General features: G+C 71.8%; 23 protein-coding genes and 1 pseudogene. 15 read left to right on the forward strand and 9 right to left on the reverse strand.

Annotated elements, in window-relative coordinates:
- Window positions 1-67 precede the first annotated feature (67 nt).
- From AB0K02_RS08910 to AB0K02_RS08955, 10 genes are all read left to right on the forward strand, one after another.
- On the forward strand, window positions 68-874 hold the full coding sequence (locus AB0K02_RS08910) for a DUF72 domain-containing protein (protein WP_365991654.1): 807 nt from the start codon (window positions 68-70) through the stop codon (window positions 872-874).
- Window positions 875-978: 104 nt separating this feature from the next.
- Complete coding sequence (locus AB0K02_RS08915) at window positions 979-1,734, forward strand: ArsR family transcriptional regulator (RefSeq protein WP_365991655.1); 756 nt, start codon at window positions 979-981, stop codon at window positions 1,732-1,734.
- Window positions 1,731-3,152, forward strand: a complete 1,422-nt coding sequence (gene sufB, locus AB0K02_RS08920) for a Fe-S cluster assembly protein SufB (protein WP_365991656.1) — start codon at window positions 1,731-1,733, stop codon at window positions 3,150-3,152. Before AB0K02_RS08915 ends, sufB begins: the two co-directional genes overlap by 4 nt.
- 159 nt (window positions 3,153-3,311) lie before the next feature.
- On the forward strand, window positions 3,312-4,493 hold the full coding sequence (gene sufD, locus AB0K02_RS08925; protein ID WP_365991657.1) for a Fe-S cluster assembly protein SufD: 1,182 nt from the start codon (window positions 3,312-3,314) through the stop codon (window positions 4,491-4,493).
- Window positions 4,493-4,810 carry a non-heme iron oxygenase ferredoxin subunit gene (locus tag AB0K02_RS08930; protein WP_365991658.1) on the forward strand — a complete coding sequence of 106 codons (318 nt, stop codon included), beginning with the start codon at window positions 4,493-4,495 and terminating at the stop codon, window positions 4,808-4,810. Before sufD ends, AB0K02_RS08930 begins: the two co-directional genes overlap by 1 nt.
- A gap of 7 nt (window positions 4,811-4,817) precedes the next feature.
- Window positions 4,818-5,582, forward strand: a complete 765-nt coding sequence (sufC, locus tag AB0K02_RS08935; RefSeq protein ID WP_365991659.1) for a Fe-S cluster assembly ATPase SufC — start codon at window positions 4,818-4,820, stop codon at window positions 5,580-5,582.
- Window positions 5,579-6,835, forward strand: coding sequence for a cysteine desulfurase (locus AB0K02_RS08940; RefSeq protein ID WP_365991660.1), 1,257 nt, complete (start codon window positions 5,579-5,581; stop codon window positions 6,833-6,835). Before sufC ends, AB0K02_RS08940 begins: the two co-directional genes overlap by 4 nt.
- Before the next feature lie 9 nt (window positions 6,836-6,844).
- Window positions 6,845-7,315 (forward strand): Fe-S cluster assembly sulfur transfer protein SufU, encoded by a 471-nt coding sequence (sufU, locus tag AB0K02_RS08945; protein ID WP_365991661.1) that lies wholly within the window; start codon window positions 6,845-6,847, stop codon window positions 7,313-7,315.
- The gene (locus AB0K02_RS08950; RefSeq protein ID WP_177148866.1) at window positions 7,312-7,650 is read left to right on the forward strand and encodes a metal-sulfur cluster assembly factor; all 339 of its coding nucleotides are present in this window, start codon (window positions 7,312-7,314) and stop codon (window positions 7,648-7,650) included. The genes sufU and AB0K02_RS08950 overlap by 4 nt, the downstream gene beginning before the upstream one ends.
- Before the next feature lie 50 nt (window positions 7,651-7,700).
- Window positions 7,701-8,066: a VOC family protein gene (locus AB0K02_RS08955; protein ID WP_365991662.1), complete on the forward strand. Its 366-nt coding sequence runs from the start codon at window positions 7,701-7,703 to the stop codon at window positions 8,064-8,066.
- A 15-nt stretch (window positions 8,067-8,081) separates the two neighbouring features.
- Here the strand turns inward: AB0K02_RS08955 and AB0K02_RS08960 are convergent, their stop codons facing one another.
- Window positions 8,082-9,380, reverse strand: coding sequence for a helix-turn-helix domain-containing protein (locus tag AB0K02_RS08960; RefSeq protein ID WP_365991663.1), 1,299 nt, complete (start codon window positions 9,378-9,380; stop codon window positions 8,082-8,084).
- Between the two features lie 286 nt (window positions 9,381-9,666).
- Between AB0K02_RS08960 and AB0K02_RS08965 the strand changes: the two genes are divergently transcribed.
- A complete protein-coding gene (locus tag AB0K02_RS08965) occupies window positions 9,667-10,629 on the forward strand; it encodes an alpha/beta fold hydrolase (protein WP_365991664.1) in 963 nt (320 codons plus the stop codon).
- A gap of 58 nt (window positions 10,630-10,687) precedes the next feature.
- Here AB0K02_RS08965 and AB0K02_RS08970 read toward each other — a convergent pair whose 3' ends face one another.
- On the reverse strand, window positions 10,688-11,803 hold the full coding sequence (locus AB0K02_RS08970) for a hypothetical protein (protein ID WP_365991665.1): 1,116 nt from the start codon (window positions 11,801-11,803) through the stop codon (window positions 10,688-10,690).
- A gap of 205 nt (window positions 11,804-12,008) precedes the next feature.
- Between AB0K02_RS08970 and dapD the strand changes: the two genes are divergently transcribed.
- Window positions 12,009-13,010 (forward strand): 2,3,4,5-tetrahydropyridine-2,6-dicarboxylate N-succinyltransferase, encoded by a 1,002-nt coding sequence (gene dapD, locus AB0K02_RS08975; protein WP_365991666.1) that lies wholly within the window; start codon window positions 12,009-12,011, stop codon window positions 13,008-13,010.
- A 123-nt stretch (window positions 13,011-13,133) separates the two neighbouring features.
- Here dapD and dapA read toward each other — a convergent pair whose 3' ends face one another.
- Window positions 13,134-14,042, reverse strand: a complete 909-nt coding sequence (dapA, locus tag AB0K02_RS08980) for a 4-hydroxy-tetrahydrodipicolinate synthase (RefSeq protein WP_365991667.1) — start codon at window positions 14,040-14,042, stop codon at window positions 13,134-13,136.
- 150 nt (window positions 14,043-14,192) lie between these two features.
- On the reverse strand, window positions 14,193-16,031 hold the full coding sequence (locus AB0K02_RS08985; RefSeq protein WP_365991668.1) for an endonuclease/exonuclease/phosphatase family protein: 1,839 nt from the start codon (window positions 16,029-16,031) through the stop codon (window positions 14,193-14,195).
- A 358-nt stretch (window positions 16,032-16,389) separates the two neighbouring features.
- Here AB0K02_RS08985 and AB0K02_RS08990 point away from each other — a divergent pair, with 358 nt between their 5' ends.
- From AB0K02_RS08990 to AB0K02_RS09000, 3 genes and pseudogenes are all read left to right on the forward strand, one after another.
- A complete protein-coding gene (locus AB0K02_RS08990; protein WP_365991669.1) occupies window positions 16,390-17,883 on the forward strand; it encodes a hypothetical protein in 1,494 nt (497 codons plus the stop codon).
- 154 nt (window positions 17,884-18,037) lie between these two features.
- Window positions 18,038-18,220: pseudogene (locus tag AB0K02_RS08995) on the forward strand (alkaline phosphatase PhoX); the annotation flags it as partial.
- A 258-nt stretch (window positions 18,221-18,478) separates the two neighbouring features.
- A complete protein-coding gene (locus AB0K02_RS09000; RefSeq protein ID WP_365991670.1) occupies window positions 18,479-20,107 on the forward strand; it encodes a TROVE domain-containing protein in 1,629 nt (542 codons plus the stop codon).
- A 45-nt stretch (window positions 20,108-20,152) separates the two neighbouring features.
- Here AB0K02_RS09000 and AB0K02_RS09005 read toward each other — a convergent pair whose 3' ends face one another.
- The 5 genes from AB0K02_RS09005 to AB0K02_RS09025 form a co-directional block, all read right to left on the reverse strand.
- The gene (locus AB0K02_RS09005) at window positions 20,153-21,373 is read right to left on the reverse strand and encodes a TerD family protein (RefSeq protein WP_365991671.1); all 1,221 of its coding nucleotides are present in this window, start codon (window positions 21,371-21,373) and stop codon (window positions 20,153-20,155) included.
- A gap of 45 nt (window positions 21,374-21,418) precedes the next feature.
- Window positions 21,419-21,637, reverse strand: a complete 219-nt coding sequence (locus AB0K02_RS09010; protein WP_365991672.1) for a hypothetical protein — start codon at window positions 21,635-21,637, stop codon at window positions 21,419-21,421.
- A 232-nt stretch (window positions 21,638-21,869) separates the two neighbouring features.
- A complete protein-coding gene (locus tag AB0K02_RS09015) occupies window positions 21,870-23,318 on the reverse strand; it encodes a penicillin-binding transpeptidase domain-containing protein (protein WP_365991673.1) in 1,449 nt (482 codons plus the stop codon).
- Window positions 23,319-23,432: 114 nt separating this feature from the next.
- Complete coding sequence (locus AB0K02_RS09020; RefSeq protein ID WP_365991674.1) at window positions 23,433-24,089, reverse strand: response regulator transcription factor; 657 nt, start codon at window positions 24,087-24,089, stop codon at window positions 23,433-23,435.
- Window positions 24,086-25,318, reverse strand: coding sequence for a histidine kinase (locus AB0K02_RS09025; RefSeq protein WP_365991675.1), 1,233 nt, complete (start codon window positions 25,316-25,318; stop codon window positions 24,086-24,088). The genes AB0K02_RS09020 and AB0K02_RS09025 overlap by 4 nt, the downstream gene beginning before the upstream one ends.
- Between the last annotated feature and the right edge of the window lie 4 nt (window positions 25,319-25,322).

A 25,322-nucleotide genomic window follows, 5' to 3' on the forward strand; every position in this document is an offset into this window, starting at 1 on the left:
CGTCCGGTGGCGGGTTTTCCCGGGACTGGTGACGGTGAGGCGGCCGGGCCGGGGGAAGGATCACGGTATGCCCGTGCTCATCGGCACCTCCGGGTGGCAGTACAGGGACTGGCGCGGCGTCCTCTATCCCGAGGGCGTGCCCCAGCGGCTCTGGCTGGAGGAGTACGCGCGCCGCTTCGTGACCGTCGAGAACAACAACGCCTTCTACCGGCTGCCCGAGCGCAGGACCTTCGCCGAGTGGCGCGAGCGCACGCCCGACGGCTTCGTCATGGCGGTGAAGGTCAGCCGGTTCCTCACCCACATCAAGCGGCTGAAGGATCCCGAGGAGCCCGTCGAGCGGCTCATGGGCCGCGCCGAGGCGCTGGGGGAGCGTCTGGGGCCCGTCCTGCTGCAGCTGCCGCCCACGCTCCGCGCCGACGCCCGCGCGCTGGACGCGGTGCTCGCCTGCTTCCCGCCCGGGGTGCGCGTGGCCGTCGAACCGCGCCACGACTCGTGGTGGACGGACGAGATCGCCGACGTGCTGTCGGCCCGGGGCGCCGCCCTGTGCTGGGCGGACCGCGGCTCGCGGCCGGTGACCCCGCTGTGGCGGACGGCCGACTGGGGCTATCTGCGCTTCCACGAGGGCCGGGCGAGGCCGTGGCCGGGCTACGGGCGGCAGGCGCTCGCGTCCTGGGCGGACCGTGCGGCCGACGCCTGGCCGGACCGGGCGGACGTGTACGCGTTCTTCAACAACGACCCGGGCGGCGCGGCCGTCCGGGACGCGGCCGCGTTCACGCGGGCAGTGATCGCGCGGGGCCGCACGGCGGTCCCTCCGGCGTGGGAGACGGCCGGGCACGAGCACCCCGGCGGACCTGCGAGGAAGGCGTCCGAGTGATCATTTCCGCAGGTCAGATTAGGTATGCCTAAGTGATGTACGGCACCGTGCGGTGATCCGGACGCGGCTTGTCACTCTCTGAGGAATTACGCAACAATGGCGTTGTGAAAAACGTAGGCGAGGCTCCCCACGAGGAACTCGCGACCGGTGAGCGCTCCACGCGCAACCGCGTCGCGCGCTCCATCCTGGACCACGGCCCGTCGACCGTTGCCGATCTCGCGGGCCGGCTCGGACTCACTCAGGCGGCCGTCCGCCGTCACCTCGACTCGCTCGTCTCCGACAATGTCGTGGAGGCCCGTGAGCAGCGCGTCTACGGCGCGCGCACGCGCGGGCGCCCCGCCAAGGTGTTCGCCCTGACCGACTGCGGCCGTGACGCCTTCGACCAGTCGTACGACACGCTGGCCGTCGACGCCCTGCGCTGGATCGAGCGGTCCGCCGGAGGCGGGGCGGCAGGGGAGGCGGCCGTCGCCGCCTTCGCCCGGGACCGGATCGAGTCCCAGGCCGACGCCTATCGCGCCGCCGTCGAGGCCGCGGCCCCCGAGGAGCGCACCGAAGCGCTGGCCAAGGCCCTCAGTGCCGACGGGTACGCTGCTACGGCCCGTACCGCGCCGGTCGGCGAACAGCTCTGCCAGCACCACTGCCCGGTCGCCCACGCGGCCGAGAAGTACCCGCAGCTGTGCGAGGCGGAGACCGAGTTCTTCTCGAAGCTCCTCGGGACGCATGTGCAGCGGCTCGCCACCATCGCCCACGGCGACGGCGTCTGCACGACGTTCATCCCGCGCGGCTCTCCCCAGAGCGGCGCCGCACAGACCACCCCATCACCAGCATCTGCAAGCACGGCCGGGAGGAACCCCGCATGACTCTCCCCACGGAGACTGCCCACCCCGAACTCGAGGGTCTGGGTAAGTACGAATTCGGCTGGGCCGACTCCGACGAGGCCGGCGCCGCTGCCAAGCGCGGTCTCAACGAGGACGTCGTCCGGGACATCTCCGCGAAGAAGAACGAGCCGGAGTGGATGCTGAAGCTGCGGCTGAAGGGTCTGCGGCTGTTCGACAAGAAGCCGATGCCGAGCTGGGGCTCCGACCTGTCGGGCATCGACTTCGACAACATCAAGTATTTCGTCCGCTCCACCGAGCAGCAGGCGGCCTCCTGGGAGGACCTGCCCGAGGACATCAAGAACACCTACGACAAGCTCGGCATCCCCGAGGCGGAGAAGCAGCGCCTGGTCGCCGGTGTCGCCGCCCAGTACGAGTCCGAGGTCGTCTACCACCAGATCCGCGAGGACCTGGAGGCGCAGGGCGTCATCTTCCTGGACACCGACACCGCGCTGAAGGAGCACCCGGAGCTCTTCCAGGAGTACTTCGGCACGGTCATCCCGGTCGGTGACAACAAGTTCGCGTCGCTGAACACGGCGGTGTGGTCCGGCGGGTCGTTCATCTACGTCCCCAAGGGCGTCCACGTGGACATCCCGCTGCAGGCCTACTTCCGTATCAACACGGAGAACATGGGCCAGTTCGAGCGGACGCTGATCATCGTCGACGAGGACGCCTACGTCCACTACGTCGAGGGCTGCACCGCTCCGATCTACTCCTCGGACTCGCTGCACAGCGCCGTGGTCGAGATCATCGTCAAGAAGGGCGGCCGCTGCCGCTACACGACCATCCAGAACTGGTCGAACAACGTCTACAACCTGGTCACCAAGCGCGCCGTGGCGTACGAGGGCGCGACCATGGAGTGGGTCGACGGCAACATCGGCTCCAAGGTGACGATGAAGTACCCGGCCGTCTACCTCATGGGCGAGCACGCCAAGGGCGAGACCCTGTCCATCGCCTTCGCGGGCGAGGGCCAGCACCAGGACGCCGGCGCCAAGATGGTCCACATGGCCCCGAACACCTCGTCGAACATCGTCTCCAAGTCGGTGGCGCGAGGCGGCGGCCGCACCTCGTACCGCGGTCTGATCGAGATCGGCGAGGGCGCTCCGGGCGCCAAGTCCAACGTGCTCTGCGACGCGCTGCTGGTCGACACGATCTCGCGCTCCGACACCTACCCGTACGTCGACGTCCGCGAGGACGACGTCTCCATGGGTCACGAGGCCACGGTCTCGAAGGTCTCCGAGGACCAGCTCTTCTACCTGATGAGCCGCGGTCTGTCCGAGGACGAGGCGATGGCGATGATCGTGCGCGGCTTCGTCGAGCCGATCGCCAAGGAACTCCCCATGGAGTACGCGCTGGAGCTCAACCGGCTGATCGAGCTGCAGATGGAAGGTGCGGTGGGCTAGGCGCCCCGCCGACCCGATCACGTCCCTGGGGCTCACGCGGTGAGCCCCGTGAGCGGACCCCGGGCAGACCGGCCGCAGCCGGAGCCACAGGCTCCGGCCCGCGTCGGCCCCGTGGGCGAGCGCACGCACTGAACGCAGAAAGCGAGCAGACCGACAGCCATGGCTGAGGCTCAGAACATCCCGGTGGGCTCCACCACCGCCGGCTCGATCGCGGTGGCCGCCGAATCGACCGTCGCCACCCGCATGAGTGCGCCCCCGTCGTTCGACGTGGCGGACTTCCCGGTTCCGCACGGCCGCGAGGAGGAGTGGCGCTTCACTCCCCTGGAGCGCCTGGCCGGCCTGCACGACGGCACCGCCGTCGCCACCGGCACCGGCGTCAAGGTCGCGATCGACGCCCCTGACGGCGTCGTCGTCGAGACCGTCGGCCGCGACGACGCGCGGCTCGGCAAGGCGGGCACCCCGGTGGACCGCGTCGCCGCCCAGGCGTACTCCTCCTTCGAGCAGGCGTCGGTCGTGACCGTGCCCAAGGAGACCGTGCTCGCCGAGCCGATCCGCATCGCGGTGCACGGCGAGGGCGGTGTCGCCTTCGGCCACCAGGTCGTCGAGCTCGGCGCGTTCGCGGAGGCCGTCGTGGTCATCGACCACACCGGCGACGCCGTGCTCGCCGCCAACGTGGACTACGTCCTCGGCGACGGCGCCAAGCTCACCGTGGTCTCCGTCCAGGACTGGGACGACAAGGCCGTCCACGTCGCCCAGCACAACGCGCTGGTCGGCCGCGACGCCTCCTTCAAGTCCGTCGTCGTCACCTTCGGCGGCGACCTCGTGCGCCTCCACCCGCGGGTCGCCTACGCCGGCACCGGCGGCGAGGCCGAGCTGTTCGGTCTGTACTTCACCGACAAGGGCCAGCACCAGGAGCACCGCCTCCTCGTCGACCACAACACCCCGCACTGCAAGTCCAACGCGGTCTACAAGGGCGCCCTGCAGGGCGACGACGCCCACGCGGTGTGGATCGGCGACGTCCTCATCCGGGCGGCGGCCGAGGGCACCGACACCTACGAGATGAACCGCAACCTCGTCCTCACGGACGGGGCGCGCGTCGACTCCGTGCCGAACCTCGAGATCGAGACCGGCGAGATCGCCGGCGCCGGCCACGCCTCCGCCACCGGCCGCTTCGACGACGAGCAGCTCTTCTACCTGATGGCCCGCGGCATCCCGGAGGCCGAGGCCCGCCGCCTGGTCGTCCGCGGCTTCTTCGCGGAGCTCGTCCAGCAGATCGGGCTGCCGGACGTCGAGGAGCGCCTCATCGCCAAGATCGAGGCCGAGCTGGAGGCTTCCGTCTGATGGCCTTCGTCCGAGCCTGTGGGCTGAGCGAGCTGGAGGAGGACACCCCCAAGCGGGTGGAACTCGACGGCACGCCGGTCTCCATCGTCCAGACCGAGGGCGAGGTGTTCGCGATCTACGACATCTGCTCGCACGCGAACGTCTCGCTGTCGGAGGGCGAGGTGGAGGACTGCCAGATCGAGTGCTGGCTGCACGGATCGGCCTTCGACCTCCGCACCGGCAAGCCGTCCGGCCTTCCCGCGACGCGCCCTGTGCCCGTATACCCCGTAAAGATCGAAGGGGACGATGTTCTCGTCTCCGTCACACAGGAGAACTGAAGTCCCCATGGCAACGCTTGAAATCCGCGACCTGCGCGTCTCCGTCGAGGCCGACAACGCCACCAAGGAGATCCTCAAGGGCGTCGACCTGACCGTGAAGCAGGGCGAGACCCACGCCATCATGGGCCCCAACGGCTCCGGCAAGTCGACCCTCGCGTACTCCCTCGCGGGCCACCCCAAGTACACGATCACCGGTGGCACCGTGACGCTGGACGGCGAGGACGTCCTGGAGATGTCCGTCGACGAGCGCGCCCGCGCCGGCGTCTTCCTCGCCATGCAGTACCCGGTCGAGGTCCCCGGCGTCTCGGTCTCCAACTTCCTGCGCACCTCCGCCACCGCCATCCGCGGTGAGGCCCCCAAGCTGCGCACCTGGGTGAAGGAGGTCAAGGAGTCCATGGAGCGTCTGAACATGGACCCGTCCTTCGCCGAGCGCAACGTCAACGAGGGCTTCTCCGGCGGTGAGAAGAAGCGCCACGAGATCCTCCAGCTGGAGCTCCTCAAGCCGAAGATCGCGATCCTCGACGAGACCGACTCCGGCCTCGACGTCGACGCGCTGCGCATCGTCTCCGAGGGCGTCAACCGCGTCCGCGAGACCGGTGAGGTCGGCACCCTGCTGATCACGCACTACACGCGCATCCTGCGCTACATCAAGCCCGACTTCGTCCACGTCTTCTCCGGCGGCCGCATCGTCGAGTCCGGTGGTGCCGAGCTGGCCGACAAGCTGGAGGCCGAGGGGTACGAGTCCTACACGAAGGGTGGCGTATCCGCGTGACACAGCTGCCGGGCCTCCTCGACACCGAGGCGATCCGCAAGGACTTCCCGATCCTCGACCGGGTGCTCCACGACGGCAAGAAGCTCGTCTACCTGGACAACGCGGCGACTTCCCAGACGCCGCGCCAGGTGATCGACGTGCTCAGTGAGTACTACGAGCAGCACAACGCCAACGTGCACCGCGGCGTCCACGTGCTCGCCGAGGAGGCCACGGCGCTGTACGAGGGCGCCCGCGACAAGGTCGCCGCCTTCATCAACGCGCCGAGCCGCGACGAGGTGATCTTCACCAAGAACGCCTCGGAGTCGCTCAACCTCGTGGCCAACATGCTGGGCTGGGCCGACGAGCCGTACCGGGTCGACCGCGACACCGAGATCGTCATCACGGAGATGGAGCACCACTCCAACATCGTTCCGTGGCAGCTGCTCGCGCAGCGCACCGGCGCGAAGCTGAAGTGGTTCGGCCTCACCGACGACGGCCGTCTCGACCTGTCCACCATCGACGAGGTCATCACCGAGAAGACGAAGATCGTCTCCTTCGTGCTGGTCTCCAACATCCTCGGCACCTTCAACCCGGTCGAGGCGATCGTCCGCCGCGCCCAGGAGGTCGGCGCGCTGGTGCTGATCGACGCCTCGCAGGCCGCCCCGCACATGGTGCTGGACGTACAGGCGCTGCAGGCCGACTTCGTGGCCTTCACCGGCCACAAGATGTGCGGTCCGACCGGCATCGGCGTGCTGTGGGGCCGGCAGGAGCTGCTGGAGGACCTGCCGCCGTTCCTCGGCGGCGGCGAGATGATCGAGACCGTCTCGATGCACTCGTCCACGTACGCTCCCGCGCCGCACAAGTTCGAGGCGGGCACGCCCCCGATCGCGCAGGCCGTCGGCCTCGGCGCGGCCGTGGACTACCTCACCTCGATCGGCATGGACAAGATCGCCCAGCACGAGCACGTGCTCACCGAGTACGCGGTGAAGCGGCTCCTGGAGGTGCCCGACCTCCGGATCATCGGCCCGACCACGGCCGAGGACCGCGGTGCCGCGATCTCGTTCACGCTCGGTGACATCCACCCGCACGACGTGGGCCAGGTCCTGGACGAGCAGGGCATCGCGGTCCGGGTCGGCCACCACTGCGCGCGGCCGGTCTGCCTGCGGTACGGAATTCCTGCGACCACGCGGGCGTCGTTCTATCTGTACTCCACGCCGGCCGAGGTCGACGCCCTGGTCGACGGCCTGGAGCACGTACGGAACTTCTTCGGGTAGGGGTTGGTCGTGAAGCTGGATTCGATGTACCAGGACGTCATCCTGGACCACTACAAGCACCCGCACGGCCGGGGCTTGCGGGACGGTGACGCCGAGGTGCACCACGTCAACCCCACCTGCGGCGACGAGATCACCCTGCGCGTGAAGTACGACGGGTCGCGCATCGCGGACGTGTCGTACGAGGGCCAGGGCTGTTCCATCAGCCAGGCCTCCGCCTCCGTGCTGAACGAGCTCCTCGTCGGCAAGGAGCTCGCCGAGGCGCAGAAGATCCAGGCCACGTTCCTGGAGCTGATGCAGTCCAAGGGCAAGATCGAGCCGGACGACGCGATGGAGGAGGTGCTGGAGGACGCGGTCGCGTTCGCCGGTGTCTCCAAGTACCCCGCTCGCGTGAAGTGCGCGCTGCTGAGCTGGATGGCGTGGAAGGACGCGACCGCCCAGGCACTGGGCGACGGCACCGACGCCGAGAGGAAGACGGCATGACCGAGAACGCTGGGGCGGCGCTGAAGCCTGCCTCCGAGGAAGAGATCCGCGAGGCGCTGTACGACGTCGTCGACCCGGAGCTGGGCATCGACGTCGTCAACCTGGGCCTGATCTACGGCATCCACATCGACGACTCCAATGTCGCGACGCTCGACATGACGCTGACGTCGGCGGCCTGTCCGCTGACCGACGTCATCGAGGACCAGGCGAAGGCGGCGACGGACGGCATCGTCAGCGAGCTGAAGATCAACTGGGTCTGGATGCCGCCGTGGGGTCCGGACAAGATCACCGACGACGGCCGCGAACAGCTGCGCGCGCTCGGCTTCAACGTCTGATCCGGGCGATCTCCCGGCAACGGCCATGCCCGCCAGTCACACTGGCGGGCATGGCCGTTTCTCTGTACCAGATCGCGATCGACTGTCATGACGCCGCCGCGCTCGCCCGGTTCTGGTCGCGGGTCCTCGACTGGCAGATCCTCTACGAGGACCCCGAGGAGATCGTCATCGGGGCCGGCCCGAGCGCTCTGCCGGGCATCGTGTTCCTGACTGTGCCCGAGACCAAGACCGTCAAGAACCGGCTGCACATCGACCTCACCCCGGACGACCAGGCCGCCGAGGTCGAGAGGATCATCGCGCTCGGCGCGCGCCGTGCCGAAGTCGGACAGGGGGACGACGCCACGTGGGTGGTCCTCGCCGACCCGGAGGGCAACGAGTTCTGCGTGCTGCGGCCCAAGAAGACCCTGCTCGACTGACGCCCGGGCGTCACCTCATCGCGCCTCGGCGCCGCCGTCCGCGCCGCCGTCCGCCGCTCCCGGCCGGGCACCGATCGCGTCGTGGGCGCTGAGCGCCGCGCGCACCCGCATGACGTCGGCGCCCGACGTGGCGTCCAGCCCGGTCGCCTCCGCCGCGCGGCGCAGCCGGTAGTCCACCGTGTTCGGATGCACGCGCAGGCGTTCGGCGGTCAGCTGGCGACTGAGTCCGCTGTCCAGGAACGCGCGCAGCGTGCCGAGCAGTTCCGGGCGGTCGGCGAGCGGGCGCATCAGCTCGGCCAGGGCGTCGCGGGCCGGGCCTGGCTGCATCAGCTGGTACTCCAGCAGCACGTCCCCGAGCCGGTGGACGCCCGGCTCCCGGCCCGCCGACACCGCCACCCGCCGTACCTCCTCCGCCAGCCGGACCGCCGCCGCCACCCCCTCCGGGGCGGCCGCCGCCGCACCGGCCACGATGTCGACCCCGGCCACACGGCTCATGTGCGACACCGCGGTGGCCAGCCGGTTCCAGTCCCGGTCGGCCAGCAGCGCGGCCTCCGTGTCGTACGGGATGAGTGCGAGCCCGCCGTCGCCGCTGAGAGCCGAGAGCACCTGGCCCTCGGCGTGGCGCTCCAGCTCCACCCGCAGCCGCCGCACCTTCCGCTGCCTGGCGAACACGGGACTGACCCCCGGGGCCCGCTCGTCGGGGTGCGCGCCGACGGCCAGGGCCAGGACCAGATAACAGGTGGGGAGCCCGATGCCCCAGCGGGCGGCCGTCGCCCGTACGTCCTCCCCGTCGACGAGCGCGGTGAGCATCGCCTGCCGGGCCGACTGCTCCTCGCCCGCGGCCACCTGGCGCTCCGCGAAGTAGCCCGCCACGACGTTGGCCGTCATCCGCTCCAGGAACCGCAGCACCAACTGGTTGGCGGTCCTCACCTGCGGCAGGTCCTCGGGCGTCGCGTGCGCCGACATCCGCTCCAGGCACTCCTGCGCCCCCACGTGGTAGGCGCTGATCACCGCCTCCACCGGAACGCCCTCCTCGGCCCGCTTGGCGGCCGACTGGCGCAGGACCTGCAACTGCTCCTCGTCCGGCAGGTCGCCGGTGCGCAGGACGCCGATGAAGGCGCGTATGCCCTGAGCGATGACCCGCTGGGTCTCCGTGCGCAACTGCTCGGCCGGCAGCGTGCCGTAGACGGGCACGTGGTCGACGAGCCGTGCGAGGACACGGGCGGCCAGCTCGTCCACCGACCCCGCCAGGCGCTGGTGGACCGGAACCCCGCCGAAGGCGAGCGGCACGTACGCCTCACGGTCCCTGGTCACGTACCCCTCACTGTCCACGGTGGCGACCTCATCGACGCTGCTGAGCTTACTTACCGGTAACCAAGGTCGCCGCAGGACAGGCGGGGTGTCAATGCCGACGCACGGGCGACGGGCGCGTACCCCAGGAGGGTGTTGTGACGGCTCACAAGCTCCCGGCGGATTGTTTGGACGCCGCCCGGGATCATGCACGCCGAACCCGCGTCAGGCTGCTCCCGGGCATCCCCGTGCCCCGTACGACTCCGTATCAGCCCCGGGACGGGCTGATCGACCCCCACAGGAGCAACCGATGTCAGGGATCGAGTGGTCCGCCCGTCGCCTGCGCACCGCACTGGCCGCGGCCGCCGTGTCCGCGGCCGCCGTCGTCACCTGCGCCGCCGCCCCGGCGCAGGCGGCCGAGGAGAAACCGCTGCGCGAGGGCGGCGTCCCGCGGGCGCTGTGGAACTACGCCGTCTCGCCGGGGTCCGTGCCGGGCGCCAACGACTGGTCGTGCAAGCCGAGCGCCGAGCACCCCGACCCGGTGATCCTCCTGCCGGGCACCTTCTTCAACATCGGTGCCAACTTCGTGAAGGCCGCCCCGCGCCTCAAGAACAACGGCTACTGCGTCTACGCCATGAACTACGGCTTCACCCCGCTGTCCTTCCAGCGCGTCGGCGGGCTCGGCCCCAACCGCGACTCGGCAGCGCAGCTGGACGCCTTCGTGGCCCGGGTCCAGCAGGCCACGGGCGCCGGGAAGGTGGACATCGTCGGCCACTCGCTCGGCGGCAGCGTGCCGATGTGGTGGATGAAGAAGATGGGCGGGGCGAAGAAGGTCGACGACTATGTCGGCTGGGCCCCCAGCTCCCACGGCACCGACCTCAACGGCATCGTGGACCTCGGTGAGAAGCTGAACCTCATGGGCTTCGGCACCGGCCTGTCGAACACGGCACGGTTCCCCGGAGTCTTCGAGCAGAGCCGCACCAGCGACTACACCAGGCAGATGTGGTCCGACGGCGACCGGGTGCCGGACGGGCCCGAGTACACCGTCATCATGACCAGGTACGAGAAGGTCGTCACCCCGTACGCCAGCCAGGCCCTGACCGGCACGAACGTGAACAACATCGTCCTGCAGGACATGTGCCCCGACGACAGGGCCGGCCACATGGGGCTGTTCGACGACGACCCGACGCTCCAGATGACGATGAACGCCCTGGCCGACGGGCCCGATGACTTCCGGCCCACGTGCACGGGATACGGCATGCAGTTCCTGTGAGCGCGCACGCCGCGCGAGGTCCCGCGGCCCGCAACCGGGCCGCGGGGCCACCGGCGTCTCAGACCCCGTACGCGGCCGGCGGCTGCTGCGGCGGCAGCCCGGCGGCCTCGGCGAGCGCGGGCGCCAGGTTCTCCTTGCGGATGCGCTGGTCGACGTAGAGCAGAGCGACGACCAGCTGCGGGAAGGCCGAGGTGAGGATCTGGCCCACCAGGGTGGTCAGCAGCCCGAACACCATCGTCGTGAGCACGATCGTGAGGGCCACGCCGCTGTCGCCGGGCTGCTCCGACAGGGAGGCGGGTCCGGTGGGGAGCAGGCTCAGCAGCTGGAACACCAGCTGGATGAGGTAGCTCGCCGCCGCCGCCATCACGAAGGCCAGCAGCGCGATGCCGAACACCCGCCACCACGCGCCCCGCACCAGCTGCGCCGAGCGCGCCAGCGCGCCCACGGCGCCCTGCCCCTCGAAGACGGCGACGGCCGGCGCGAAGCTGAACCGCACCCACAGCCAGACGGCCACGGGCCCCGTCGCCAGCATGCCGAGGAAGCCGACCAGGATCAGCCAGCCCCACTCGCCCGAGCCGTCGGCGGCGAGCGCGATCATCGTCACGACGACGCCGATGAAGGCCAGGGCCATCAGCACCAGCGGGACCGCGGTGATCAACGCGGTGATCACGACGGTGCCGAGCACCGCCCACGCGCGCGGCCGCACCCGGCGCCAGACGGCCCCGATGCTCGACGGGCGCCCGAGCACCGCGTCCTGCAGGACCGCCGGGCAGGAGGCGTAGACGACGGCGTTCGCCACCAGCAGCACGACGATGCCGAAGACGTACACGCCCGCGAACGTCGCGACCAGCGGTACGACCTGGTCGCTGCTCGGCGCGCTCTCCCCGGACCAGTCCAGCAGCCGGTGCAGCTCCCCCTTCACCGACAGGTAGGCGAGCGCGAGCGCCCCGCCGAACACCACGAGGGCCACGCCGTAGACGGCGAGCGCGAAGCCGAGCAGCTGCTTCCAGTGCCGGCCGATCGTGGCGAACGCCCCTCCGAGGATCTCGCCGAGGCCGAGCGGCCCGAGGGGTATCACCCCGGGCCTGGGCGGCGGCGGTGCCCAGGCGCCCCAGGCGGGCGGCCCGGGGTAAGGCGTGTTGCCCCCCGGATAGGGCGTGTTTCCGTAGGCCATTGAAGTCCCCCCATGTCAGACGACGGCGGGACGGCGCGCGGTGGCGGCCGTCCGGACGAACAAGGTAGCCGGGGCCGCCGGAGCGGCAGACTCCGCCCCCGAGGGCCCTGCCACCCCTTTTCCCCTCGCCGTCCCGCGCGACGCGGACGCCCGGCACCTGAGACCGGTTCGCCCCCGCGGGCCCCGGCCGGTTAGGTTTCCTGTCATGACTGACTCGTCCGACAGCACCACTGCTCAGCGCACCACCGGTGCCGTGGCCGCCGGCCTGGCCACCGTCACCGCCGAGGGCGTCGTCCTCGACACCTGGTACCCCGCCCCCGAGCTCACCGCCGAGCCCGGCCCCGCCGGCACCGAGCGGCTGACCGCCGAGCGTGCCGTGGAGCTCCTCGGCGACGGCGCCGCGCGGGCCATCGGCCCGGACGCCCGCCGCGGGGTCGAGGTCGTCGCCGTCCGCACGGTCATCGCCTCGCTCGACGACAAGCCGCTGGACAGCCACGACGCGTACCTGCGCCTCCACCTGCTCTCCCACCGGCTGGTCAAGCCGCACGGCCAGAGCCTGGAGGGCCTCTTCGGGCTGCTCGCCAACGTCGCCTGGACCAGCCTCGGCCCCGTCGCGGTCGACCAGCTCGAGACCGTGCGCCTCAACGCCCGCGCCGAGGGCCTGCACCTGCAGGTGACCTCGATCGACAAGTTCCCGCGGATGACCGACTACGTGGCGCCCAAGGGCGTGCGGATCGCCGACGCGGACCGCGTCCGGCTCGGCGCGCACCTCGCCGAGGGCACCACTGTCATGCACGAGGGCTTCGTCAACTTCAACGCCGGCACCCTCGGCACCTCGATGGTCGAGGGCCGTATCTCGGCGGGCGTCGTCATCGGCGACGGTTCCGACATCGGCGGCGGCGCCTCCACCATGGGCACCCTGTCCGGTGGCGGCAACGTCATCATCTCCGTCGGTGAGCGCTGCCTGATCGGCGCCGAGGCGGGCGTCGGCATCGCGCTCGGCGACGAGTGCGTCGTCGAGGCCGGCCTGTACGTCACGGCCGGCACACGCGTCACGATGCCCGACGGCCAGATCGTCAAGGCCCGGGAACTGTCCGGCGCCTCGAACATCCTCTTCCGCCGCAACTCGGTCACCGGCGCTGTCGAGGCCCGGCCGAACAACGCGGTCTGGGGCGGCCTCAACGAGATCCTCCACAGCCACAACTGATCGTCGCGGTTCCTCGCCCTCCCGCCGCGCAACCCGCGCGGCGTGCGGGCGGACGAGCAGGTCGCACGCGCCGCCGCCCGGCCCCGCTCCCACGGGCGAGGTGAAGGACCGACTCGGCGGCGTCTACACCAGGGGCTGACCGGCGGCGCGTTCCAGCCGCCGGTACTCCTCCAGCAGCCTGTCGGTCGCCTCGCGGCCGGCGGGCTGCAGCGGTTCACGGACCGGACCGGCCGGCCGTCCGAGCGCGCCGAGCAGCGCCTTGGCGGTCACCGTGCCCGGCAGCCCCGAGGCCATCATCGACTCCGAGAGCGGCAGGGCGAGGTGGGTCAGCCGGGCGGCCCGGGCGGTGTCCCCGGCGTCGTAGGCGTCGAGGACCGCGCGCAGACAGGGCGCGGCGACGTTGGCCACCGTCGAGACGAAGCCCGCGCCGCCCACCGCGTACAGCGGAAGGTTCGTCTCCTCGCAGCCCGAGTAGTAGGCGAGCCCGCTGCCGGCGATGACCTTGGTGCTTCCCAGCAGGTCGTACGCGCAGTCCTTCACGGCCACGACGCGGGGATGGTCCGCGAGCCGCAGCATGGTCTCCGGCTCGATGCGCACACCCGTGCGGCCCGGGATGTCGTACAGCATCAGCGGAACACCGACGGCGTCGGCCACCCTGCGCAGGTGCGCCTCGATCGCCGGCTGGGGCGGGCGGCTGTAGTACGGGGCGGTCACGAGCAGGCCGTCGGCACCCGCCCGTTCGGCCTCGCGGGCGAGGTCCACGGTGTGGCGGGTGTCCGCGGTGCCGACGCCCGCGACGATCGCGGCCCGGTCGCCGACCTCCTCGGCCACCGCCCGTACCAGGGCCGCCTTCTCGGCGTCGGACGTCGTGGGGGACTCACCGGTGGTGCCGGAGAGCACCAGCCCGTCGCAGCCGTCGTCGACCAGCTGGGCGGCGAGCTTCCGCGCGCCGTCGAGATCCAGGGCGCCGTCGTCGGTGAAGGGCGTGACCATGGCGCACAGGGCGCGGCCGAAAGGGCGGGAGGATGACATGTCCGCAGTGTGGCCGCCCGGCCGGTAAAGCTCCACTCACATCTGCTTCGCGTGACAGTGAAGCAGCGCTGAGAGATCCCCGGACTCCCTGGTCACAGCGGTGCCGCCGGTGCGCGGGGCCGCGGGGACCCGCACACCGGCGGCTGCTCCTCACGGGCGGAAACGCAGCACCTGCGGGTCGTGGTCGCTGTTCTGCTCCGCGAACTCCGCGTTGATGTGCACGCTGTCGTACGAGAAGTCGTCGATCGACGGGCTCGTCAGGATCTGGTCCAGGACCTGGCTGTTGCCGTGGAAGACGTAGGAGTAGCGCTCCGAGCGCGGCAGGGTCGTGATGGCCGGGTACAGGGCGCCGTCGTCCGTCAGCGCCTTCGTCGTCGCCGAGAACTCGAAGTCGTTGATGTCACCGAGGACCACGACGCCGGCCCTGCGGTCGGCCTTGAGGATGTCCTTGACGAAGGCGTTGACCGACTGCGCCTGGAGGAGGCGCTTGGCCTCGGAGGAACGGTTCGGCGGCTGGTGGTGCGACGTCAGGCCCTCGTCGCCGCCCTTGGAGCCGAAGTGGTTGGCGATCACGAAGACCGTGCGGCCGCGGAAGGTGAACTCGCCGGCCAGCGGCTTGCGGCTGTTCTCCCAGGCGGGGTTCGCCGGGTCCACGCGTCCGGGCGAGAGCGTCAGGGCGGCCCGGCCGTGCTCCCGCACGACCCCGGTCGCCGTGGTGGCGTCGCCGCCCGCGCGGTCGGTGAAGGAGACCCGCTCGGGATTGAACAGGAAGACCTGGCGGATGTTGCCGCCGGGCTCGCCGCCGTCCTTGTTGTTCTGCGGGTCGACCGATCGCCACGCGTAGGCCGGACCGCCGGCCGCGACGATCGCGTCCGTGAACTTCTTCAGCGTCTGGCCGGCCGCCACCGTGCCGTCGTTCTTGGCGCCGTTGTCGTCCTGGATCTCCTCCAGCGCGAGGATATCGGGCGACGCGAGGTTCTCGACGACGGCCTTCGCCAGCGCGTCGAACTTGGCCTGCGGGTCCGACGGGTCGAGATTCTCCACGTTGTACGTGGCCACCGCCAGTTCGCCGTTGCGCTGCGGGCGCGTGCTCTCGCGCTCGAGGCCGCGGTCCTGGACGGTGCCGAGGGTGCGGGCGGTCAGCGTGTAGCCGCCGAACTGGTTGAAGTCCAGCGGGCCCTCGGTCGTGCCGGCGAGCACGTCACCGACGTTCGCCTTGGGGAACGGCTTCTCGGCGAGCGGCGTCAGCGACTGGATCTGCAGGCGCCCGGTGTTCTGCGAGGTGTACGAGCCGTAGACCGTGCCACCGCGGCGGTTGTCGTTCTCGCACGGCTTGACCGTCACCCACAGCTCCGCGTACGGGTCGGTGGCGCCGACCACGCGGGACGTGCCGATGCGGACGTTGGCGCCCTCCAGCGACTCGTAGTAGTCCAGGGCGTACGTGCGCGGCCGCAGGGGAAGGGCGTTGATGCTGTTGCCTGCCGCCGGGTCGCCGTCGGGGGCGTACGCGTCGGGGACGGACCAGGCCGACACCACGACGGGGGCGGGCAGTTCGTTGCCCCGCGAGACCACGGTGACGGCCGGCCTGGCTATCTGCGTCAGCGACTGGTTGCCCGAGGACGTGCCGCCGGGTACGTACTCGCCGACCGTGCCGGAGACCAGCACCTGGTCGCCCACGGCGACGGTCGGGACGGAGCCGGTGTAGACGAAGACGCCCTCGCTGGTGGCGGCGTCGTCATCGGCCTGCGGGTCCTGGAACCAGAAGCCCCGGGAACCGTACGTCCGAACGCCCGTGACGATTCCCGGCACATCGGTGACCTGACGGCCCACGAGCGGGGACGTCCGGGTGGTGCCCTGAATGTCGTGGATCCGCACCTGGGCGGTCTCGGCCGCGGAGGCGCCGGTGGAACCGGCGAGCAGGCCGGCGGCCAGCGCGGCGGCGACGGCAGCGGCGACGGCGGGCGTTCTCGGTGCGACGGGGGAAGGCATCGGGGTTTCTCCGGAGGTGTGAGGGATGAGGGGTGCCGGCGCAGCCGGCGGAGTCCTGCGTGTTCTACGCGCGTCAATCTCTTGGCTCGACAGGCCAGTTGTCAAGAGTCGGCGGATGTACGGCGGCGGACGTGTGGATGAACACGGCGCCGTGACGGCCCGCCACGGCCGGGCGCGCCCCAGGAGCACCATGTGTCCCACAGGCACCCTTGGAGGTGGCCTCTTCCCGGTGCGCCGCGAAACCTCCCCGAATGCGTCTACGCTGGCACCGCCCGGGTCCCCCTGCGTCCGGGTCCCTTACGTCCGGGGGCCCGTGAGCCTGCCCCGGATCCCGTACGCCGCGGAGGAGAACCAGCACATGCCCGAAGACCGCCCCACTCTTCCGCCGGTCCGGCTGCACTCGGACGCGGAGCTGGCTCGGGCCGCACTCGGCGCCCCGCTGCTCGCCCGGGCTGTGAGGCTCGCCCGTTGGGCGGGCCCGCGGACGCGGGTCGGCGCCGGCGGCGAGCTCGTCGACGAGCAACTGCCCGAGGCCGCCGCCGCGTTGGGGCTGGCAGGGGACGAGGACGGGGCCGCGCACGCGAGCGAGGCGTGGCGCGTGGCCGTCGACACCGGGCTCGTCGAGGTCGAGGACCCCGAGGCCGACGAGGCCGCCGGTGCCGATGACGTCACCGGCGACGACATCACCGATGACGACCTCGCGGGCGGCGCGGTCGCCGGGGCCAACCTGGCGCTGGTGACCGGTGGTTCGCCGCAGGACGTGCTCGGCCTGTGGCTGGACGCCCTCGACGTCGTCCTCGCGGACGCGAGCGCGCCCTTCTTCGACGACATCGCCGACGTCATCGGGGCGGACGGCAGGGTCGACTTCGAGGCGCTCGACTGGGACCCGGAGGCGGAGGCCGAGTTCCTGGAAGGCGTCCTCGGCAACCTGTACCTGCTGACCGTCTCCGACGGCGGCGCCGGGGACCATCCGGTCCCGCTGCCCGTGCTCGCGGCGTCGGTGATCGTGCCCGAGGACATGGGCGAACCGACGGACGACGTGCTGGAGCAGATCTCCGAGGCGATGATGCGCCTCGACGACCAGTTCCGTCTGCTGGAGCCCGTCGGGCTGGTCGAGTACCGGCCGCTCGACGAGGCGCTGATGGCGGAGGAGACCGAGGGCGCGGCGGCCGAGGCTCCGGCCGACGACGAGGACGTCTCCCGGTACGGCATGGTCAGGCTCACCCCGCTCGGCCTGTACGGCATCCGGGCCCGGATGCTGGAGGCGGGCGTCGACGCGCCCGCCGTGGGCGATCTCGCGGACAAGGGCGCGGAGGTCCTGCTCGACCGGCTCACGCACTTCCCCGAGCCCGCCGCGCGGGCCGAGACCGAGCAGTGGCTGGCCCGGCGGGAACCGGCCGCCGCCGCCCGCGACCTGCTGGCCGCGGCCCGCGGTGCCGACCGCGGGGCGCCGCTGCGCCGCCTCCACTGTCAGCAGGCCCTCACGCTGGTCGGCCCGCACGCCGAACCGGAGGTGCGCGCGGTGCTCGACGACGCCGAACTCGGCGGCCTGGCCCGGGTGTGGCTCGCGGAGCGCGGCGCGTCCGACGTGCCGCCGCCGCCGGAGTCGATGATCTTCTGGCTCGCGATCGACACCATCGCGGCACAACTGGACGCCGACGGCGAGGTCGAGGAACTCCGGGGCCTGGTGGAGGGTCTGGTCGGCCAGCACAGCGGGTTCTTCGATGCGGCGTGGCGGGTGGAGCACCCGCGGACGGCGGACGTGCTGGAGGCGATGGGCAGGCTGCACGGGGACAAGCGGGTGGCGAAGGATGCCCGCAAGGCGGCCTTCAAGTCCCGCTCGTCTCGTTGACACCCGCTGCTCCCGGCCTCGGTGACACCCGCTCCTTCCCGCCTCGGTGACACCCCGTCCGGGGAGGGGTGCGGGGCCGGCCGCCGTTGCCGGTGGTCCCTGCGGTGGTCCCTGCGGTGGCCACTGCGGTGGCCGCTGCCCGGGGCGCGGGGGCGGCGCCACCGACAGCGGCCGCACGTACCCGATCGCGCGCAACGAGCTGAACGTGGGGACCGACCAGGCCCCGGACTACGGAGAGTCCGCCGGTGTCGTCTTCTCGCCCGACGGACGCTTCCTGTACGCGAGCATCCAGGCCCCCGGCATCCTGTTCGCCGTCACCGGCCCCTGGAAGCGGCAGCCGGACCGGCACTGCCCGCCCGCCGGGCGCGCCGGAAAATACGTGGCGCGCCCGGGACCCCGTTTTCTAGAGTCGTCACCACGAGCTGCACCTCCCGGTGCGCCGGCCGCGGCTACTTCCTCTGGCAAAAAGACGCCGCCGCCACCTTGGATCTCGGGAGGCGCAGTTCCGTGAGGCGCCCGCTTCCCGTGCGCGGGGTGTGCATCCGAAGGAAATTCGGGGGATTTCATCACTCGCTTCAACAGCGCCGCGGCTCGCATGGAGGCCGCACCCTATTCCTATGTCGGCCCCGGCGGCCGCGTTCTCTACCTGGACGAGGAACCCGCACCGCATTCCGCCGTCCGCTCCGTTGCCCAGGTACAGGCCGCGTTTCGCGTCCTGCGCACGCGGGAGGGAGCCGCCGGGTTCGTCCGGGACCCGCACTCCGAGCTCTATCTGCTCGCGCTGGACAACTTCGTGGGCCAGCAGACCTTCTACGAGGCGGCCGGCGAACGCGACGACCGGTTCGCCGCGCTCGTGCGCAGGCTCGCCGTCGAGGACCCGCGGTGGACCGCCGGGCTGCTCGGCTGGCTGCGGAGCCGCGCCCACATGCGGACCGCGTCGATCGTGGGCGCCGCCGAGTTCGTGCACGCCCGACTCGTGGCGGGCGTCACGGGTGACGGGTACGACCGCCGGGTCGTCGACTCCGTGCTGCAGCGCGCCGACGAGCCCGGGGAACTGCTCGCGTACTGGACGTCGCGGTACGGCCGCACCGTGCCCAAGCCCGTCAAGCGAGGTCTCGCGGACGCCGTGCGGCGGCTGTACGGGGCCCGGTCGCTGCTCAAGTACGACACCGCGAGCAAGGTGTACCGCTTCGGCGACGTGCTCAATCTGGTGCACGCCTCGCCGGATCCCGCGAAGCCCTGGCAGGGGGACCTGTTCCGGTACGCGCTCGACCGCGGGCACCACGCCGACCGCGCCGAACCGCCCGCCTCGCTGCGGGTGCTCACGGCGCACCGGGAGCTGATGGAGCTGCCCGTGGGGGAGCGGCGGGCCGCCGTCGTCGCACCGGGCGGTGCCGAGCGCCTGGCCGCGGCGGGCATGACGTGGGAGGCGCTGGCGGGCTGGCTCCAGGGGCCGATGGACGCGGCGGCCTGGGAGGCCGTCATCCCCTCCATGGGGCCGATGGCACTGGTCCGCAACCTGCGCAACTTCGACGAGGCCGGTGTCTCGGACGAGGCCGCCGCACAGGTCGCGGCGCGGATCTCGGACCCGGAAGCGGTCGCCGCGTCACGGCAGTTCCCCTTCCGCTACCTGGCCGCGTACCAGCACGCGCCGTCGCTCCGCTGGGCGTACCCGCTGGAGGTGGCCCTCGGCCACTCGCTGGCGAACGTGCCCGCGCTGCCTGGGCGGACGCTGGTGCTGGTCGACCGCTCGGGGTCGATGTGGTCGCCGCTGTCCGACCGCTCGGAGCTCAACCGCGCCGACGCGGCGGCGATCTTCGGCGCGGCCGTCGCGATGCGCGCCGAGAAGGCGGACCTGGTCCAGTTCGGCACGGGCCACAGCCCCGTGGCGTACACGAAGGGGGAGTCGGTGCTGAAGGTGCTGGAGCGCTTCGGCATGCTCGGCGGCACCAACACCACCGCTGCCGTGCGGGCGCACTACCGCAGCCACGACCGGGTGCTGATCGTCACCGACGAGCAGGCCGCGTACGACCACCACGGCGATCCGGTGGGCCAGGTCCCGGCCCGCGTCCCCGTCTACACGTGGAACCTGGCGGGCTACCGCGCGGGCCACGGTCCCTCGGGCGGCGCCAACCGGCACACCTTCGGCGGCCTGACCGATGCCGCCTTCCGGATGGTGCCCCTCATCGAGCAGGGGATGTCGGCCGACTGGCCCTGGGAGTGAGCGGCCACCGGGGGCGCCGCGAGAACGTCCCCGGTGGTGCGGGCGTCACAGAGCCTGTGCCGCCGGCTTGACCATGCCGCGCACCGTACGGGACTTCACGAAGTCGCCCATGGCGGTCATCTCCCACTCCCCGGAGAACTGCTTGATCAGCTTGGCCATCATCACGCCGGTCTGCGGCTCGGCGCTCGTGAGGTCGAAGCGGACCAGCTCCTCGCCCGTGGAGGCGTCCATCAGGCGGCAGTAGGCCTTGGCGACCTCGGTGAACTTCTGCCCGGAGAAGGAGTTCACCGTGAAGACGAGGCCGGTCGCGTCGGCCGGCAGCCGGCCGAGGTCGACGACGATGACCTCGTCGTCGCCCGCGCCCTCGCCGGTCAGATTGTCGCCGGAGTGCTTGATGGCGCCGCCCAGGATGGACAGCTTGCCGAAGTAGCAGCTGTCCAGGTGGTTGCGGCTGGGGCCGTAGGCGATGACCGAGGCGTCGAGGTCGATGTCCTTCCCGCGGAACGCGGGCTCCCAGCCGAGGCCCATCTTGACCTGCGAGAGCAGCGGGCGGCCGCCCTTGACCAGGGACACGGTCTGGTTCTTCTGCAGGCTGACGCGGCCCTTGTCGAGGTTGATCTTCCCGGTGGGGGCCGGTGCGGCAGGGGCGGGAGGCGCTGCCGGCGCCGCGGCGGCGATACGCGGGTCGGGCGCCGCGGGGGCGGGCACGGCAGGGGCGGCGGGGGCCGGCGCCGGCATCGGCGCGGGGGCCGCGGCGGCGGGCTCCTCGTCGACCGAGACGCCGAAGTCGGTGGCGATGCCGGCCAGGCCGTTCGCATAGCCCTGACCGACCGCGCGGGCCTTCCAGGCGCCGTTCCTCAGGTAGATCTCGACGACCACCAGCGCGGTCTCGGCGCCCAGCCGCGGCGGGGTGAAGGTGGCGATCGCGCTGCCGTCGTCCGCGTTGCGGATGGTCGCGGTCGGCTCGATGCCCTGGAAGGTCTGGCCCGCGGCGTCCGGGCTCGCCGTCACGACGATCTTCTCGATGCCGGGCGGGAGCGCCGCGGTGTCCACGACGATCGCGTCCGGGGCGGTGCCCCCGCCGGAACGGTAGGTGACGCCGGGGCCCTGCGGCTGGTTGTAGAAGATGAAGTCGTCGTCGGAGCGCACCTTGCCGTCGGCGGTGAGCAGCAGGCCCGAGACGTCGAGCCGCACCGGGGCGGCGACGTCCACCGCCACACGGGCGGCGGCCAGAGGGATGTTCGAGCCGGGGGTCATAGCTGTCATGCCAGGGGTAACGAGCGAGGCCGCTTTACCGTTCCCTTACGCTCGTCACCGGTTACGGGGGTGGTTGCGCGCGGCCCGCTCGTTGCCGAACCTGTACGCGCCCGTCCAGCGGGCCATGACCAGCTGGGCGTCCCCGGCCGCCACCTCGGCGAGGAACCTCGCGGCGCGGTCGCCGCGCAGCGTGCCGGCGGCGCGGCCGCGGTGGGTGATCACGACGGTGCCGTCGGCGCGCTCGGTGTGGACGAATCCGGAAGGTTTGGCCATGACCGAACATCCTGGCTGCGCCGGCCCGCCACCGCACGCGGTTTTCCGTGCGGTGCCGGGCCGGCGGGGCCGGTCAGCGAGTGGCCGCCGAGGAAGGCGACGCGGCGCACATCCTGTCGGTGGCGGACCACGTGATGGTGCCGGGCGCCCAGGGCCTCGGGACGGGCGGTCGAGTCCGCCGCCGGCGGGGTGACGGCGAGCACGGGCCGGGCGCCGGCCGACGCCCCGGCGCCTACCTCAGCGCCGCCTCCGTCATCGTCCGCGCGACCGGTGCGGCCAGGCCGTTGCCACTGACCTCCGAGCGCTCCGCGCCCGAGTCCTCGATCACCACGGCCACCGCGACCTGCTTGCCGGTGTCCGGGGACTCGGCGTAGGAGGTGAACCAGGCGTACGGCGTCCTGCTGTTGTTCTCGCCGTGCTGTGCCGTGCCCGTCTTGCCGCCGACCTCGGCGCCGGGGATCCGCGCGTTGGAGCCGGTGCCGTCCTCGACGACCGTCACCATCGCGCTGCGCAACTGCTCCGCCGTCGCGGACGAGACGATCCGCCGCGCCTCGCCGTCCTCGTAGGACCGCAGGGTGTCGCCGTCGGCGGAGACGACCTTCGAGACCATGTGCGGCGAGGCCAGCACCCCGTCGTTGGCGATGGCCGAGGACACCAGCGCCATCTGCAGCGGCGTCGCCGTCACGTCGAACTGGCCGATGCCCGTGAGCGCGGTCGAGGACGCGTTCATCCCCTGCGGATACACACTGGCCGACGCCCGCACGGGCACGTCCTGCTCGTCGTCGTTGAAGCCGAATTTCTCCGCCATCGCCCGGACCTTGTCCTGCCCCAGGTCCACGGCCATCTTGCCGAAGACGTTGTTGCACGAGTACTGCAGCGCCGCGCGGATGGTGGCGTTCTCGCACGGAGCGGACGGGTTCTCGTTCTCCAGGTCGGTGACCGTGCCGGGCAGGCGGTACGGGTCCGGACTGTCGGTCCGCTCGTCGACCGAGCCGTACAGGCCGTCCTCCAGCGCGGCCGCCGCGACCACCAGCTTGAACGTCGAGCCCGGCGGCAGCGGCTGTCGCAGCGCGCGGTTGACCAGCGGCTTGTCCTCGTCGGCCGTCAGCGTGCGCCAGGTGTCGCCGTCGTTCGTGCCGCTGATCGACGACGGGTCGTACGAGGGCGTGCTGACCATGCCGAGGATCTCGCCGGTCTCCGGGTCGATCGCGACGGCCGCGCCCTTGGCGTCGCCGAGCGCCTCGAACCCGGCCTTCTGCACGGCCGGGTCGATCGTCGTGAGCACGTCCCCCGGCTTTTGCTGCGCGCGCGTGAGCGCGGCCAGCGGGTTCTTCAGACGGTCGTCGGTGCCGTTCAGGACACCGGAGTAGATGCCCTCCAGCTGGGTCGCCCCGTACGCCTGCGAGCTGTACCCCGTGACGGCCGCGTACAGAGCGCCGTCGGTGTACGTGCGCCGGTAGGCCAGATCGCCGCTGTCCGTCCCCTCCGAGCCGGTGACCGGGGAGCCGGCCACGATGATGTCACCGAGCGGCTGCGCGTACTGCGCGATGACCTTCCGCCGGTTGCCTTCGTCGTTCGCGAGCGCCTTCGCCTCGTAGGCCTGGACCCAGGTCGCCCGCACCAGCAGGGCGAGGACGAGCAGCAGGCTGAAGACGGCGGCGCGCCTGATCGTCTTGTTCATCCCGTGGAAGGACGAGCGGCGGACCGCCCGGTGTTCCGCGTATGCCGTTTTCTCAGGACTTCTTCATACGGCGCTTTCTCGGCCACCGGCCACCGGCCGCCGCCCGCCGTCCGGTCAGCGCGGTGAGACGAACCCCGACTCGTACGCCGCGATCACCGCCTGCGTACGGTCCCGAACGCCCGTCTTGGCCAGGACCGAGGCCACGTGCGTCTTCACCGTGGCCGCCCCCACGCCCATCCGTCCGGCGATCTCCGCGTTGGTCAGCCCCGTGGCCATCAGCCGCAGCACCTCCGCCTCCCGCTCGGTCAGCCGGCCCGCCCAGGCGGGCAGGGCCGCAGGGGCGCGGCCGCCGTACTCGGCGGCCAGCGAGCGCACCGCCGCGGGGAACAGCAGCGAATCGCTGCTCGCCACCAGCCGCACCGCCTGCACCAGTTCTTCGGCGGCGGCACGCTTGAGCAGGAACCCGGACGCGCCCGCGCGCAGCGCGTCGTACACGTACGCGTCGTTCTCGAAGGTCGTCACCACCACGATCCGCGGTGGCGCGTCCATCGTGCCGAGGATCTGCTCGGTGGCCCGGATGCCGTCGATCTCCGGCATCCGCACATCCATCAGGACCACGTCCGGCCGCAGTTCGCGCACCATCGACACCGCCTCGGCCCCGGTGGCCGCCTCGCCCACCACCTCCAGGCCGGGTTCGGCGTCGAGGATGACCCGCAGGGCCGTGCGGACCATCCGCTCGTCGTCGGCGAGGGCGACGCGCACCGCGCTCATCGGCCGGCTCCCAGCGGCAGCAGGGCCGAGAGCCGCCACACCGTGCCCTGCGGCCCGGCGCCCGCCCGGCCGCCGAGCAGCGCGGCGCGCTCGGTGATGCCGCGCAGGCCCAGTCCGCCGCCCGGGCGTGCCACGGGGGCCCGGTCGGGCAGGGGGTTCTCCATCGTGATCTCCAACTCCTCGCCGCGTACGGCGATCCACAGGGACACCGGGACCGCCCCGGCGTGCCGCAGGGCGTTGCTCAGCCCCTCCTGGACGATGCGGTACGCCTCGCGGGAGACGTGGGCGGGCACCGAGGCCGGATCTCCCTCGGTGTGCACGGCGACGCGCACCCCGCTGCGGGACACCAGACCGTCCAGCGTGTCCAGCGTCGGGCCGGTGGCGCGGTCCGCTCCCTCGCCGTCCTGCCGCAACAGGCCGAGGACGGCGTCGAGTTCGCCGACGGTGCGCCTCGTCGTCTCCTCGATCGCGGTCAGTGCCTCCCGGACGAACTCCACGTCGCGGTCCAGCACCCTGCGCGCGGCGCCCGCCTGCAGGGTCACCGCGCTGAGGGCGTGGCCGACCGAGTCGTGCAGCTCACGGGCGAGGCGGTTGCGTTCGGCGAGCTCGGCGGCCCGCTGCTCGGCCGCGGCGAGCCGGTCGGCCGGGGTCGGGCCGAGCAGCACCGGCGCCTGGCGGGCGAGCAGCGCCCCGGCCCCGGCCGAGCACGCGGCGAGCGCGAGAAGCATGGCGACCCCCGCGGGCGGCAGCAGCAGGAGGTGGTCGAACGGGCGCATCGACCACGACACATGCAGGAAGTCCTGCACCGAGCGGCTCAGCGGCGCCACGATCAGCGTGACCGCGAACGGGGGCAGTGCGAGCGACGCACCGCTGACGAGCGTGCCGATGCCCAGATGCAGGGTGAGCCAGCCCGAGGTGCGCAAGCGCGCGGCCCAGCTCTGCGCGGGGCCGTCCGCCAGCAGCTCGGCGGGCACGCCGGTGAGCGCCCGGGCCACGCCCACCGACAACGGTCTGGCCAGCGGCAGCAGCGCGGCGATCGCGACGAGTGGCAGGGCGACGAGGTACGCACCGAACTGCACGGCGAACGAGGTCGTGAAGAGGTTCCCTGTGTCGCCCAGCGGACCGACCACGGTGGTCCCGACGAGCCAGAAGGGCATCAACAGCGCGCCGCCGAGCACCAGATGGACCCAGCGCAGCCGCGCCCGCCTCCCGAAAAGCGTCCGCAGCACGACA

It is taken from the genome of Streptomyces sp. NPDC049597 (genome assembly GCF_040675505.1).
Lineage (GTDB): Bacteria > Actinomycetota > Actinomycetes > Streptomycetales > Streptomycetaceae > Streptomyces.

Excerpts from the sequence above, each read along its gene's own strand:
- AB0K02_RS08910 (WP_365991654.1), top strand. The coding sequence starts at position 68 with ATGCCCGTGCTCATCGGCACCTCCGGGTGGCAGTACAGGGACTGGCGC.
- sufB (WP_365991656.1), top strand. The coding sequence starts at position 1,731 with ATGACTCTCCCCACGGAGACTGCCCACCCCGAACTCGAGGGTCTGGGT.
- sufD (WP_365991657.1), top strand. The coding sequence starts at position 3,312 with ATGGCTGAGGCTCAGAACATCCCGGTGGGCTCCACCACCGCCGGCTCG.
- AB0K02_RS08930 (WP_365991658.1), top strand. The coding sequence starts at position 4,493 with ATGGCCTTCGTCCGAGCCTGTGGGCTGAGCGAGCTGGAGGAGGACACC.
- sufC (WP_365991659.1), top strand. The coding sequence starts at position 4,818 with ATGGCAACGCTTGAAATCCGCGACCTGCGCGTCTCCGTCGAGGCCGAC.
- AB0K02_RS08950 (WP_177148866.1), top strand. The coding sequence starts at position 7,312 with ATGACCGAGAACGCTGGGGCGGCGCTGAAGCCTGCCTCCGAGGAAGAG.
- AB0K02_RS08955 (WP_365991662.1), top strand. The coding sequence starts at position 7,701 with ATGGCCGTTTCTCTGTACCAGATCGCGATCGACTGTCATGACGCCGCC.
- AB0K02_RS08965 (WP_365991664.1), top strand. The coding sequence starts at position 9,667 with ATGTCAGGGATCGAGTGGTCCGCCCGTCGCCTGCGCACCGCACTGGCC.
- AB0K02_RS08970 (WP_365991665.1), bottom strand. The coding sequence starts at position 11,803 with ATGGCCTACGGAAACACGCCCTATCCGGGGGGCAACACGCCTTACCCC.
- dapD (WP_365991666.1), top strand. The coding sequence starts at position 12,009 with ATGACTGACTCGTCCGACAGCACCACTGCTCAGCGCACCACCGGTGCC.
- dapA (WP_365991667.1), bottom strand. The coding sequence starts at position 14,042 with ATGTCATCCTCCCGCCCTTTCGGCCGCGCCCTGTGCGCCATGGTCACG.
- AB0K02_RS08985 (WP_365991668.1), bottom strand. The coding sequence starts at position 16,031 with ATGCCTTCCCCCGTCGCACCGAGAACGCCCGCCGTCGCCGCTGCCGTC.
- AB0K02_RS08990 (WP_365991669.1), top strand. The coding sequence starts at position 16,390 with ATGCCCGAAGACCGCCCCACTCTTCCGCCGGTCCGGCTGCACTCGGAC.
- AB0K02_RS09000 (WP_365991670.1), top strand. The coding sequence starts at position 18,479 with ATGGAGGCCGCACCCTATTCCTATGTCGGCCCCGGCGGCCGCGTTCTC.
- AB0K02_RS09005 (WP_365991671.1), bottom strand. The coding sequence starts at position 21,373 with ATGACAGCTATGACCCCCGGCTCGAACATCCCTCTGGCCGCCGCCCGT.
- AB0K02_RS09010 (WP_365991672.1), bottom strand. The coding sequence starts at position 21,637 with ATGGCCAAACCTTCCGGATTCGTCCACACCGAGCGCGCCGACGGCACC.
- AB0K02_RS09015 (WP_365991673.1), bottom strand. The coding sequence starts at position 23,318 with ATGAACAAGACGATCAGGCGCGCCGCCGTCTTCAGCCTGCTGCTCGTC.
- AB0K02_RS09020 (WP_365991674.1), bottom strand. The coding sequence starts at position 24,089 with ATGAGCGCGGTGCGCGTCGCCCTCGCCGACGACGAGCGGATGGTCCGC.